The following is a 12906-nucleotide window of genomic DNA, read 5'->3' as shown; positions in this document are numbered from 1 at the left end:
TCCTCACCGTCCGGCCGCCCTCCAGCGGCCGTTTTCTTTTCCCAAAACGGCTAGCACTCAGACTTCAGGATGCCGCACGGTCTTGCCACGCCGCCGCAGTGAGGCGGCACTAAGTGCCATCAGCGCAGGTAGCCACAGCCACTTCAATTCGCTCAGCAGCGTAGCCACCCCGCGGGCCGAAAAGAACCCGCCGCCCACCGGCGACACCCGCACCGGCCGCCACGGCCAAAAATACCGCTCGCCACTGAACGGCGCCCACAGAGCCACGCCCAAGCCGCCATCGGTCAGCATGTCGAGCAGCGGGTGCGACGCGGTAGCCAGCGCAAACCACGCCGCCGTAGCGCCCTTCGACCAACCTCTGGCGCGGGCAGTGCGTGGGCCCAGGCCATAGCCCAGCACCAGCCCCACTACCAGCGCAAACACCACCGAATGCGTGATGCCGCGGTGCCCCCACATGCTGGCGTAGGGAATGCCCAGCCGAAACGTAACGGCGTCGAAATCGGGCAGGATGGCGCACAGCGCGGTGAGCCACCAGAAGCGGGCGGGCTGTGCACTGCGCACAAAAGCGCGGCCAAAGCCGGCGGCCACAACGGCGTGGGTGAAGATGGTGGGCATAGGGGCGGCAAGTAACGCACGCCGCCTTACATTTGGCCGCCCTACGTTTTTGCCCCATGCAACCGACCGCCGACGAGCCCACCTACGCCATTCCAGCCTCCTACCGCCGCATGGAAAACCTGCACATCGTGTTCTGGTTGCTCAAAGACGTGAGTTGGTGCATGGTGTGGCGTCCGTTGGGCCTCACCATGATTGTGCCTACGCTGGCCATTGCCATGGTTATTGCGTGGCGCACGCGGCATCTGGTTTCCGAGTTGGCTCACAACCTGGCCATCGTGCTCTGGATTTCGGCCAACTCCTACTGGATGATCAGCGAGTTTTTCCACTTCGACGAGGTGTTGGTGGCGCCCGGCGTCACCGGGAAGCATTTGTCCCTTGTGCCTTTTGTCGCGGGCATTTTGGTCCTTGCCTATTACTACCTCGTGCAGAAGCCGCGCGAAAGCCGAAACGAGCAGGTAGCCACGTTGTAGGCTGTTACAAAATACCAAGCAAAAGCCCCTTCACCAACTGGTAAAGGGGCTTTTACTTGGGGTAGTATGCGTTTTACTCTGCCAAAGGGTCGGCTGTACTTTCGGCATTGGAGGTAGGTTCGTCGCTGCCTTCCATGCCGTTGGTTTGGTCGCTGTTGCCGTAGCCGCCGCGCTGGCCGGTGCCGTCACCCATGTGGCCTTGGGTGGCGGCAGGGGTAGCGCCATTGGACGCCGGGCTGTCGGGCGCCTGAGGGTGGGTAGCACGCTGGCTGTTGGCCTCGTCGGCTTCGTTGGGGGTGCTGTTGGTTGTTGGGTTGGTGGCCATGATGGGGTTGCGGTCAGGAAAAAGTAGCGCCGCAATGCCGACGCTCCTTTTGCCATACGCCCAGGCGGCATTGGGGTTGAAAAACTGCTGCCTTACAAAGCGCGAATGTCATCGGCGGCCACGTATAGCCCAACCGCCGCGCCCTCGGCAATGCCCCGCTCATTCGTCCGGACCCTGATGCGGCTTCGGCCCACCAGAATTTCCAGCTCAAAATAGCTCCCGAAGAACGTGGCCTTTTTCACCCGCCCCACCAGCCCGGCACTTGCTGCAGGCCCAATCTGCAAGCTCTCCGGCCTGATCAGCAGCTTTTTGTTTCCTGCCTGCAAATTCACGGCGGTGGCCAGAGCGTTGGCCGCGCTGCCCTTCAACAGGTTATAGTCTCCGAAAAGCGCAGCCACGTATTCGTTTACCGGCTGGCGGTAGACCTGCTCGGGCGTGCCGCGCTGCACAATCTCGCCGGCCTGTAGTACCAGAATTTCTTCGGCCCAGGACAGCGTGTCGAGTGGGTCGTGCGAAATGAGGATGCACGTAATGCCCAGCTGGTCGCTCACGTTGCCGATGACGGCCTTCAGCGTCCGTTTGTGGGCCGAGTCGAGGTTGGAAAACGGCTCGTCGAGCAGCAGCAGGCGCGGCGAGGTGAGCAGCAGCCGGGCCAGCGCAATGCGCTGCCGCTCGCCACCCGAAAGCTGGTTGGTTTTGCGCTGGAGCAAATGGTCGATCTGGCACAGTTCGTACAGCTCATCGGCCTGGCCGGCTGGCAGCTTGTCGGCGTAGCGCAGCACTTGCTCCACGCGCAGAAACTTGGCCAACTCAAACTGCTGCGAGAGGTAGGCAATGCCCGCATGGCCGGGAATCAGCTTTTCGTGCGGGTCTTCCACCAACTGGCCCTCGAAGCGCACCTGGCCGGTGCTGGGCGACACCAGCCCGGCAATGATTTGTAGCAGCGTGCTTTTGCCCGCACCGGTCTCGCCCGCAATGGCCAGTTTCTGGAATTGCTGCTGGGTGAAGCTGATGTTGTTCAGGCCGAAAATACCGGACTCTTGGAAACTTATTTCTGAAACGGTGAGCAATGCCATACATCAATAATAAGCATGATTTAATTTACATACTACTAATATTCACTTATAAACAACTGAATGACTAATAAGAAAACAAGTAACCAACTTTCAAATTAACCTCGCTATAGTTACTAACCTTATTAAACTCTATTGACGTTACTGCCTTCTTAAATTCACGCTCTATGCCCGCTTGGATTTGCCAGCAAGACTCCCACCGAATAGAGCTAGCGTTGAATGAGAACAAGTATTTGCTAAAAGTCCCAATATTCTTTTTTAGCCCAACACAAATGCCGTATTCACTTCTTTTGGACTCTTTATCCACAAATCGAGCATGGCCACCTCCAAGCACTAAATAAGTCCTTTGTAAGGGAAATCCATATATTCTTGCATATGCTTTATTACTAATAAAACCCCAATTCTGTTTTTTAAGCTCAATGTTATTGTAAACGAAGTTCAAAGCGATATTATAGTCACAAACAGCGAATATCTCATCAGCATCGAATTTAATTACAGTTTGTCTGTTTCTGTTCACGCCCTTTTGCAAACCTCCTTCAATCCGAAAAGCGGGCATGAAATTCATGTACCTGAGTAAATGCGGATAAAATATGCTAACAGTACCACCTATTGGTGAGTTAAGCGCACCTCCGTAATAGTTTACACCTATATAACGAGTATAAAAGAAGTCAACTATGCACTCCGTTTTCAGCGACACTATTAAAGTATCTCCGGCCTTTGTACGAAGTTCACGACGTTCATACCCAACTGAAGTTACAACTAATGTGGCTGTATCACTCGGTATTAATAGCTGAAATACTCCCTCGTTATTAGAAGAACATCCTATAGCAGTGCCTTTAATCAAGATGGTTGCGCCGGGTACCGAAGTTTTACCTGATTTATCTAACACAACCCCGTTAATAACTCCTTGCGCTTGACTTACATGTGCAAGCACAATCAAATACATAATAGTCAACAAGTAATATTTATTCATATCCTGCAGAGAAAGGTTTTCAATCATGATGCATAGGGATACACCATTCCATAAAAAATTGCTAACCAAACAAAAACCGGCCGCTTCCCTCTCGGAAAGCGGCCGGTTTGCTGTTCAGCCGAAGCGTCGAATTACTTCTGCGACATCATGCTGGCGTCCGTCTGCTGCTGCAGGCGAATCAGGTTCAGGGCCGAACCGGCTTTGAACCACTCAATCTGGCCTTCGTTGTAGGTGTGGTTGAGGTAGATCAGGTCGGTGTCGCCGTCGGCGTGGTGCAGGCGGGCTTGCAAGGGCTTGCCGGGGGCAAACTCCGTCAGGCCGAGGATGTCGATGGTGTCGCCTTCCTCAATCAGGTCGTAGTCGGCCTTGTTGGCGAAGGTGAGGCCCAGCATGCCCTGCTTTTTTAGGTTGGTCTCGTGAATACGGGCAAACGACTTCACAATGATGGCGCGCACGCCCAGGTGGCGCGGCTCCATGGCGGCGTGCTCCCGCGAGGAGCCTTCGCCGTAGTTCTCGTCGCCCACGACCACCGTGCCGATGCCCATCGACTTGTAGTTGCGCGCTACCTGCGGCACCGAGTTGTAGGACTCGCCCTGCGCCACAAAGTCACGCACCTTGTTGGCCTCGCCGTTGAAGCAGTTGATGGCGCCGATGAGCATGTTGTTGGAGATGTTGTCCAAGTGCCCACGGTATTTCAGCCACGGGCCGGCCATCGAAATGTGGTCGGTGGTGCACTTGCCCTGGGCCTTGATGAGCAGGCGCAGACCCAGCAGGTCGGTGCCTTCCCAGGGCTTGAAGGGCTCGAGCAGCTCGAGGCGGTCGGAGTTCGGGTCCACGATTACCTGCACGGCCGAGCTGTCTTCGGCGGGTGCCTGGTAGCCGGCATCTTCCACGGCGTAGCCCTGCGGGGGCATTTCGAGGCCATGAGGCTCGTCGAGCATCACGGCTTCGCCGTTTTTGTTGGTGAGCGTGTCCTTCAGCGGGTTGAAGGTCAGGTCGCCGGCAATGGCAAAGGCCGTTACGATTTCGGGCGAGGCCACGAAGGCGTGGGTGTTCGGGTTGCCGTCGTTGCGCTTGGCAAAGTTGCGGTTGAAGCTCGTGATGATGGAGTTCTTGCGCTTGGGGTCGTCGGTGTGGCGGGCCCACTGGCCGATGCACGGGCCGCAGGCGTTGGCCAGCACCACGCCGCCCATCTGAGCGAAGGTGTCGAGCAACCCGTCGCGCTGCACGGTGTAGCGCACCAGCTCCGAGCCGGGCGTTACGGTGAATTCGGCATTAACGGTCAGGCCTTTGGTTACGGCTTGCTCGGCAATGCTGGCGGCGCGGGTAATGTCTTCGTAGCTGGAGTTGGTGCACGAGCCGATCAGGCCTACTTCCAGCTTCTCGGGCCAGCCATGCTCGCGCACGGCGGCGGCGAACTGCGAAATCGGCCAAGCGGCGTCCGGAGTGAAGGGGCCGTTTACGTGCGGCTCCAGCTCGGAAAGGTTGATTTCGATGAGCTGATCGTAGAACTTGCCGGGGTCGGCAAATACTTCGTCGTCGGCGCGCAGGTGTTGGGCCACGGCGGCAGCGGCCTCGGCAATTTCCTGGCGACCGGTGCCGCTCAGGTAGGTCACCATCGACTGGTCGAAAGCGAAAACCGAGGTGGTAGCCCCGATTTCGGCGCCCATGTTGCAGATGGTGGCTTTGCCGGTGCACGACATGTTCTCGGCCCCTTCGCCGAAGTACTCGACGATGGCCCCGGTGCCGCCTTTCACCGTCAGAATGCCGGCTACTTTCAGGATAACGTCTTTCGGCGAGGCCCAGCCCGAGAGCTTGCCGGTGAGCTTCACACCAATGACTTTCGGGAATTTCAGCTCCCAGGCCATGCCCGCCATTACGTCCACGGCATCGGCGCCGCCGACGCCGATGGCCAGCATGCCCAAACCGCCTGCGTTGGGCGTGTGCGAGTCGGTGCCGATCATCATGCCGCCCGGGAAGGCGTAGTTTTCGAGCACCACCTGGTGAATGATACCGGCGCCGGGCTTCCAGAAGCCGATGCCGTATTTATTGGAAACGGAGGCCAGGAAGTCGTACACTTCCTTGTTCTCGGCATTGGCAATGGCCAAATCCTCTTCGGCGCCTTCTTTGGCCTGAATGAGGTGGTCGCAGTGCACGGTGGAGGGCACGGCGGTTTTGTCGCGGCCGGCCTGCATGAACTGCAGCAGCGCCATCTGGGCGGTGGCGTCCTGCATCGCCACGCGGTCGGGGGCGAAATCAACGTAGGACACGCCGCGCTCGAAGCTTTGCGTCGGCGCGCCGTTGTAGAGGTGGGCGTAGAGGATTTTTTCAGTCAGCGTGAGGGGCCGACCCACCGCGCGGCGGGCTGCCTCTACTCGCTCGCCCAGACCGTTGTACACGGTCCGGATCATGTCCAGGTCGAACGCCATAGGATATCAGCGGGAATGAGGTGACAAAAACAAGCCTTGGAAGAGGCTTCCGAAGGCGGCGCGCAAATATAGCCCGCACCGCACGGCGGACAAACTTTATATTCGCCGCTTGGTTCTACGCGGGTTTGGCTGGCACGTTTGGCCGGCACCTGTAGTTTGTTTGGGCTACGCGCCTTCTTCTTTTGTATAAACCCATGACTTCTCGTTTCGTTTCTGCGCGCCTGCTGGCCGGTGCGGCCGTGCTGGCTACGGCCCTGAGCGCCTGCAACTCCGGCACCGATAAAACTTCGACTACCAGCGGCACCGAGCAAACCGCGGCCTTGCCCCTATCGGCTGGCACCTGGCGCGGCGTGCTGCAGGCGCAAGGCCAGGAAATTCCGTTTTTGTTTGACGTAGCCACCGACGGGGGCAAGCCTACCGTGACTTTGCGCAACGGCACCGAGCGCCTGAAGCTAGACGAAATCACCACGGCCGGCGACTCTACCACCATCCGGCTGGGCGTGTTCGACGCGGCGCTGGTGGTGCGGGCCGATGGGGCCAACAAGCTGAAAGGCTCGTGGGTGAAATACGATACCAAGGACCCGTACCGGGTAGCGTTTGCAGCCAGTAAGGCAACCGACAACATAGACCTGTTTCCGGGTGCGGCCAAAAACGCGTCGGTATTTGGGGACATGAAGCGTGGCGCAACCTTCCGCACCGAATTCCGCGACAGCGAAGGCACTACCTACCCGGCCGTGGGCATCATCACCCAGGACACCGTCAATCCCACCCGCCTGAGCGGCACGTTCCTGACCAGCACCGGCGACTACCGTTTCCTCGCCGGCAATCTGGTAACCAAGGCCGACGGGGAACACGTCATGCTGTCGACGTTTGACGGCAGCCACGGCTTTCTGTTCGACGGCAAGCTGGCCGAGCCCGGCAACATCAACCGCATTGCCGGCGACTTTTACAGCGGCAAGTCGGGCCACGAAACCTGGACCGCCACGCTCAACCCGAACGCCAAGTTGCCCGATGCCAACTCCCTGGCCGGCATGAAAGCGGGCCAGCAGCGCCTCACGTTCAAGTTCCCGAACATCTACGAAGGCGGCAGCATCTCCCCCACCGACCCCAAGTACAAGGGCAAAGTGGTGGTGCTGCAAATCCTGGGCTCGTGGTGCCCGAACTGCATGGACGAAACCAACTTCCTGGCGCCGTGGTACGAGCAGAACAAGCAGCGCGGCGTGGAAATCATCGGCCTGGGCTACGAGCGCAGCAGCGACTATGCGGTGGCCGCGCCCAAGCTGCGCAAGATGCGTGAGCGGATGAACATCGGCTACGACGTGGCCGTGGCCGGCGTGTCGAACAAAGATTCCGTATCGGCGTCGCTGCCACAGCTGAAAGGCTTCCAGGCTTTCCCCACCACCATTTTCCTCGACAAGAAGGGCGTGGTGCGCAAGGTGCACACCGGTTTCTCGGGGCCGGGCACGGGGCAGTACTACGAGCAGGAAAAGGCCGAATTCAACAAGACCATCGACCAGCTGCTGGCCGAGAAATAAGCTCTTCGGCCGCCGCGCCTTCGTACGCTGGCAGTATTCGATACCACAAAGGCCCGCTTCCATTTCGGAGCGGGCCTTTGTGTTGAGCCGGCAGTGCGCCTACTGCTCGGACCGAACCCGTTCCAGCAGCACGATGTCGGCCTCGTGGTAGGGCGAGCGGGCGAATTCGCGGTAGCCAAACTTGTGGGCCAGGCGCAGCGACGCCGCGTTATCGGGGTCGATGATGCAGACGGTGCGCGGCGTGGGCAGATGTTCGTCGGCCCAGGTGTGGGCGGCCGTCAGGGCCTGGCTGGCGTAGCCGCGGCCGTGCAGGCGGGGCGCCAGCACCCAGCCGGCTTCGGGCACGCCCTTGATGGAGGGCGTCAGGTCGCGTTGCACGTCGAAGAAGCCCACGGTGCCCACAAAACGGCCGGTGGCTTTTTCCTCGATTGCCCACGAGCCGTAGCCCAACATGGCCCAGTGCCCCGTGTGGGAGAGCATGCGGCGCCACACGTCTTCTTCGGAATGGGGCTTGCCGCCCAGGAAGCGGTAAAAATCCGGTTCCTGGTGCATGGCCACGGCCTCGGGCAGGTCGTCGATGCGCGGGCCGCGCAGAATCAGGTCCGGCGTTTCGAGTTGGGGCACCGTTAGCGTCGGCGCGTCGAGGAGGTTGAGCAGCTGCATGCGGCAAAACTAGAAAAAAGGGCGAGCCGGCGGCCGATTTCGGCGTTGGCCGGTTCCGTTTCCCCTGCCCAAGCAAACAGGCAGGGGGAACGGAACTGGCCCACACCACGCGCCCCGAAATAAAGTATTTGTCGCACTCTCCCGACTACCTTGCCGTACACTTCGGCACCGCAGGCCGGCATTACCTCACGTATGCGCAAACCCCTCCGACTCCTTGGGCGGCTGGCCGCCAGCCTGGTTGTTTTTCTGCTGCTGGCGGGCGTCGCATTTGCCAACCTCAGCCCCGAGCTGGGCGGCAAGCCCACCAAAGCCCAACGGGCGGCCTACGCCAAATCGGGCCACTACCACGACGGTGAATTTCAGAACCTGCTGCCCACCGAGGTGATGACCGGGCGCGGCACGGCCGCTGTGATGTGGAAGTTCCTGTTCGGCAAGGCGCCCAACCGCAACCCGCCCGGCCCGCTGCCCATGCAGCCGCTCGATTCGCTCGCTATTGTGCACAAACCCGCCGGGGCGCTCCGCGTGACGTGGTTCGGGCACTCGGCCAGCCTGGTGGAAATAGCCGGCCGCAACATTCTATTCGACCCCATGCTGAGCGTCGACATGGGTCCGCTGTCGTGGGTGACGCCCAACCGCTACAACCCGCAGCTGGCCATTACGGCCGAGCAGCTGCCGCCCATCGACGCGGTGCTGATTTCGCACGACCACTACGACCACCTCGACTACCAGACCATTCGGCGGCTGAAAGACAAAACTGCGCATTTCTATGTGCCGCTGGGCGTGGGCGCGCACCTGCTGGCCTGGGGCGTGGCGCCCGAGCGGGTGCAGGAGCTGGATTGGAACGACTCGGTGCAGGTGCCGGGGCTAACCATTGTGAGCACGCCGGCCCGACATTTTTCGGGCCGCGGCCTCACCAACCGCAATTCCACCTCGTGGTCGTCTTGGGTTATTAAGTCGGCCACGCAGCGGGTGTTTTACAGCGGCGACGGTGGCTACGGGCCGCACTTCCAGGCCATTGGCCGGCAGCACGGCCCCTTCGACCTGGCGCTGGTGGAATGCGGGCAATACGACGCCGATTGGGCGCAGATTCACATGATGCCCGAGCAGTCGGTGCAGGCCGCCCACGACGTGCGGGCCCGCGTGATGCTGCCCGTGCACTGGGGCGCCTTCACCGAAGCCAACCACGCCTGGAACGACCCTGTGCAACGCGCCGTGGCGGCCGCTACGCAACGCCAGCTGCCCATTGCCACGCCCTTGCTCGGCCAGCCCGTTACGCTAAACGGCAGCCCCTTGCCCCAGACTCATTGGTGGCAGTGAGGAATGGCTAGGCCGGGCTAACGGCACGGTTGCACCAATTCCTCACTGCTCGTTCTTCATTACCAACGCGGCCAGTTTGCTGAATAGCTCGGCTTCATCAAACGGTTTGCCCACGCAGTCGTTCATGCCGGCGGCCAGGTACTGGTCGGTGTCGCTTTGAAACACGTTGGCCGTGAGGGCCAGAATGGGCACGGCGGCCCGCGCGGGGTTGGGCAAGGCCCGAATGGCGGCCGTGGCTTCCAGGCCGTTCATGCCCGGCATCTGAATGTCCATCAGAATCACGTCGTAGTCGGTTTCGACGGCGCGCGCAATGCCCGTGGCACCGTCTTCGGCCTCGTCGAGCGACACGCCCCAGTCTTCGAGCAGCAGGCGCGCTACCAAGCGGTTGATTTCGTTGTCTTCCACCAGCAGCAGCCGCTTGCCGCGCAGCACGCCTGTGTCGTAGGCGGAGGCAGCGGCCACCACCGACGGCTCGTCGGCGGCGCGGGGCAGCGTCAGGCGAAAGGCGAAGGTACTGCCCTTGCCAAGCTCACTTTCCACCGTCAGCGTGCCGCCCATGCGCTCCACCAGGGCCCGGCTGATGGTGAGGCCCAGGCCGGTACCGCCGAAATGCCGCGAAGTGTCGGCGTAGGCTTGGGTAAAGCTCTCGAAGATGCGTTCCAGCTTCTCGGGTGCAATGCCCACGCCGGTGTCGCTGAAGCGGAATTCCACGGTAAGCGAGTCAGCCGTTTCGGCCACCTGATAGCCGCCCGCCGTAATGTGCCCGCCCGGGGGCGTGAACTTAATGGCGTTGGAAAACAGGTTGAGGATGATCTGGCTAAGCCGGTGCGCGTCGCCCAGCACGCGCGGGTTCGGGCACGACTCGTGCAAGCGAATTGCCTCGACCTCAATGCCTTTTTCCTGCGCCTGCACAAAAAGCGGCTGCGCGGCCTGAAAGAGCATTTCGCACACGTCGAAGGGCTCGTGGGCCAGTTCCAGCTTGCCGGAGGTGATTTTGGCCATGTCGAGCACGTCGTTGATGACGCCCAGCAAGTGCTGGCCCGAGGTGCGAATGATGCTCAGTAGTTCCTGCTGCCGGGCATTCAGAGGCGTTTTGGCGAGTTGCCCGGCCATGCCCAGCACGCCGTTGAGGGGCGTGCGAATTTCGTGGCTCATGTTAGACAAGAAGTTCTCCCGGGCCTTCGCGGCTGCGGTGGCGGCTTCCGTAGCGCGCTTCAGGTCCGTCACGTCGGCACTCACGCCCAGCACGTGCGCGGCACCGTTGCCCCAGTGCAGGGGCTGCTTGATGGTGTGCAGGCAGCGGGTTTCGCCGGTGGGCAAGGTCATTTCGTCTTCCACCACCAGCTGCCGGCCGCTGGCCAGCACCTGCGCATCCACGGCATCGTAGTGCGCCAATTGCTGGGCTTGCTGCGCGGCTACTTCGGGCGTGGGGGTGCTGGTGGCGAGTTGCTCGCCCAGCTGCCGGGTGGTGGCATTCTGAAACACGTAGTTGCCGGCCGCATCGCGCACGTACACCAGCACCGGCACTGCATCGAGCACCTGTTGGGTAAAGGTCTGTTGGGCTGCTTGCTCCCGCTGTGCTACTACCAGGGCCGTTTGCTCCGTCAGGTACATGTTCACGTACTGCTCGGCCGGAAACGGCACGATGTGCGCCGCAAAAAACCGTTCGCCCACCTGCAACTGGCGCTGCATGTTTTCGCCGGTGGTCAGGGCTTCCATGGCCCACCCAAACGCCTGCGCCCGACCGGCCGCCAGATCGGCGGGGCGGAGTTCGGCGGCCAGCTTTTCGGCCGCCGGATTGGCAAACAGCCGCTGCTCGTTAGGACCTAAGCGGTAAACCGGGTTGGGGTTCTGCGTTGGAATGCGGGCCAAAGCCAGCTGCTCGGCTAAGGCGGTGCGCAAGGCCTCTATTTCGGCGTGGGCCGCGGGCAACGACTGCGGCAGGGGCCCGGTGGTGGAAGGGATGGTCATGCAATGGCAACGAAGGGCAGCAGAATGGCGGCCTCGGTGGCATGCCCGAAGCGCGGCCACCACAAAGGTGCGAGTTTCAGGGGCTTCGCTGCAAACACCTGTGGCACAGGCAGTGTAATACCCCCTACCCACGGAGCAGCCGAAACCGCAGCCGAATGGGGTTGCGCGGGCGCAGGGTGATGAGCGGCCGCAGGCCGGGATGCGCGTCGTCGAGCAGTTCCACGTCGAAGCGGCGCAGGGTTTCGAGGAGCACCAGTTGCATTTCGGTGAGGGCAAACTGGTTGCCGATGCACTGGCGCGGCCCACCGCCGAAGGGCAGATAGGCGTAGGCGGGTTGCTCGCGCGGGTTGTCTTTGCCGAAGCGCGCCGGCCGGAAAGCTTCGGGCTCCTCCCAAAGCCGGGGCAAGTGGTGGGCCCCGTACACGTAGGCGGAAATCAGGGTGCCTTTGGGCAGCGGCAGACCGTTGTAGTCGTCGTCGTGCTGGGCCACGCGGTCCATAATCCAGGCGGGCGGGTACAGGCGCAGGGTTTCCTGCAGCACCTGCATCGAGTAGGGCAGCGCGGGCAAGTCGGCAAAGCCGGGGCTTCGGTCGCCGAGCACGGCCTGCAGCTCGGCGCGCACGCGGGCGGCTTCGGCGGGGTGGCGGGCCAGCAGGTACCACAGCCAAGACAGGGCGTTGGCGGAAGTTTCGTGGCCGGCCACCAGCAAAATGGCGGCTTCGTCGAGCACCTGCTCCTCGGTCATGGGCTCCCCGGTGTCTTCGTAGCGGGCGTCGAGCAGCATTTGCAGCAGGTCGTTGGGCGCGGGGGCGCCGGCGGCCTGGGCTTGTTGGCGCTGCTGAATATAGTGCCGCACGAGGCCGCGCATTTCGGTGGCCAGCCGGTCGTGGTGGCGGTATTGGCCGCTCAGCTGCAGCCAGGGGCGCAGGTAGGGCTGGCGCACAGTGCGCACGTAAAACGCCTGATTGAGCGTCAGCAGCTCGGCCAGGCGCTGCAGCTCGGCCTCGCTCATGCTGGTGCTGAACACCGAGCGGGCCATGATGCGAAACGCAGTGGCCGTCATCAGCTCGTGCACTTCCACTGTCACGCTGCCGCCCTGCCGGGCCGCCTGCGCGGCCAGCGGCTCTAGGCTTTCCTCGATGACGCCCAGCATCAAATCGGTGAGGGCCGCGAGGCGCTGGCGGTGGAAGCCGGGCTGAATGAGACGGCGCTGCTGCAGCCAGTAGCTGCCCTCGGAGGTGAGCAGGCCCTGGCCGAGGTAGCGCGCAATGCCGTGCGACAACTCCGACTTGGGGTAGTTGCGGTGGTTTCTCTGCAGGATGTGCTGCATCAGGCCCGGGTCGCGGGTGAGCAGCATGGGCCGCACGCCGCCCAGATACAGGCTCACCGTGTCGCCGTACGCATCGAGGTAGGCGTTCATAACCGGGATGGGGTTGCCGGCCAGGGCGACGGAGTTGCGAAACGAAACCAGGCGTGGCACGCGCGGCAACGGAGTAATAGCGGGCGAAGCAGCAGACATAGCAAAATGCGGTAAT

Annotated in this window: 11 protein-coding genes; 3 read left to right on the top strand and 8 right to left on the bottom strand. The window is 61.6% G+C overall.

Going from position 1 to position 12906, the window contains the following annotated elements; all coding sequences use genetic code 11:
* Window positions 1-57: 57 nt before the first annotated feature.
* On the bottom strand, window positions 58-615 hold the full coding sequence (locus tag F0P96_RS00480; protein ID WP_151076792.1) for a metal-dependent hydrolase: 558 nt from the start codon (window positions 613-615) through the stop codon (window positions 58-60).
* A gap of 56 nt (window positions 616-671) precedes the next feature.
* On the opposite strand from F0P96_RS00480, the gene F0P96_RS00475 reads away from it, so the two are divergent.
* Complete coding sequence (locus F0P96_RS00475; RefSeq protein WP_201743899.1) at window positions 672-1085, top strand: hypothetical protein; 414 nt, start codon at window positions 672-674, stop codon at window positions 1083-1085.
* Between the two features lie 73 nt (window positions 1086-1158).
* Here the strand turns inward: F0P96_RS00475 and F0P96_RS00470 are convergent, their stop codons facing one another.
* From F0P96_RS00470 to F0P96_RS00455, 4 genes are all read right to left on the bottom strand, one after another.
* A complete protein-coding gene (locus F0P96_RS00470) occupies window positions 1159-1410 on the bottom strand; it encodes a hypothetical protein (protein ID WP_151076791.1) in 252 nt (83 codons plus the stop codon).
* Between the two features lie 92 nt (window positions 1411-1502).
* Window positions 1503-2486, bottom strand: coding sequence for an ABC transporter ATP-binding protein (locus F0P96_RS00465; RefSeq protein ID WP_151076790.1), 984 nt, complete (start codon window positions 2484-2486; stop codon window positions 1503-1505).
* A 64-nt stretch (window positions 2487-2550) separates the two neighbouring features.
* Window positions 2551-3483: a carboxypeptidase-like regulatory domain-containing protein gene (locus F0P96_RS00460; RefSeq protein WP_151076789.1), complete on the bottom strand. Its 933-nt coding sequence runs from the start codon at window positions 3481-3483 to the stop codon at window positions 2551-2553.
* Between the two features lie 104 nt (window positions 3484-3587).
* Window positions 3588-5885 carry an aconitate hydratase gene (locus F0P96_RS00455; protein ID WP_151076788.1) on the bottom strand — a complete coding sequence of 766 codons (2298 nt, stop codon included), beginning with the start codon at window positions 5883-5885 and terminating at the stop codon, window positions 3588-3590.
* A gap of 194 nt (window positions 5886-6079) precedes the next feature.
* Between F0P96_RS00455 and F0P96_RS00450 the strand changes: the two genes are divergently transcribed.
* Entirely contained in the window at window positions 6080-7420 is a 1341-nt protein-coding gene (locus tag F0P96_RS00450) for a peroxiredoxin family protein (RefSeq protein WP_151076787.1), read from the top strand.
* A gap of 99 nt (window positions 7421-7519) precedes the next feature.
* Here the strand turns inward: F0P96_RS00450 and F0P96_RS00445 are convergent, their stop codons facing one another.
* Window positions 7520-8083, bottom strand: coding sequence for a GNAT family N-acetyltransferase (locus tag F0P96_RS00445; RefSeq protein WP_151076786.1), 564 nt, complete (start codon window positions 8081-8083; stop codon window positions 7520-7522).
* A 192-nt stretch (window positions 8084-8275) separates the two neighbouring features.
* Here F0P96_RS00445 and F0P96_RS00440 point away from each other — a divergent pair, with 192 nt between their 5' ends.
* Complete coding sequence (locus F0P96_RS00440; protein ID WP_151076785.1) at window positions 8276-9400, top strand: MBL fold metallo-hydrolase; 1125 nt, start codon at window positions 8276-8278, stop codon at window positions 9398-9400.
* Between the two features lie 42 nt (window positions 9401-9442).
* Here F0P96_RS00440 and F0P96_RS00435 read toward each other — a convergent pair whose 3' ends face one another.
* Both F0P96_RS00435 and F0P96_RS00430 read right to left on the bottom strand, forming a co-directional pair.
* A complete protein-coding gene (locus tag F0P96_RS00435; protein WP_151076784.1) occupies window positions 9443-11371 on the bottom strand; it encodes a hybrid sensor histidine kinase/response regulator in 1929 nt (642 codons plus the stop codon).
* Window positions 11372-11495: 124 nt separating this feature from the next.
* Entirely contained in the window at window positions 11496-12890 is a 1395-nt protein-coding gene (locus tag F0P96_RS00430; protein ID WP_151076783.1) for a cytochrome P450, read from the bottom strand.
* Window positions 12891-12906 lie beyond the last annotated feature (16 nt).

This window comes from Hymenobacter busanensis (genome assembly GCF_008727865.1).
Lineage (GTDB): Bacteria > Bacteroidota > Bacteroidia > Cytophagales > Hymenobacteraceae > Solirubrum > Solirubrum busanense.
This window is presented reverse-complemented; position numbering and strand designations above follow the sequence as displayed.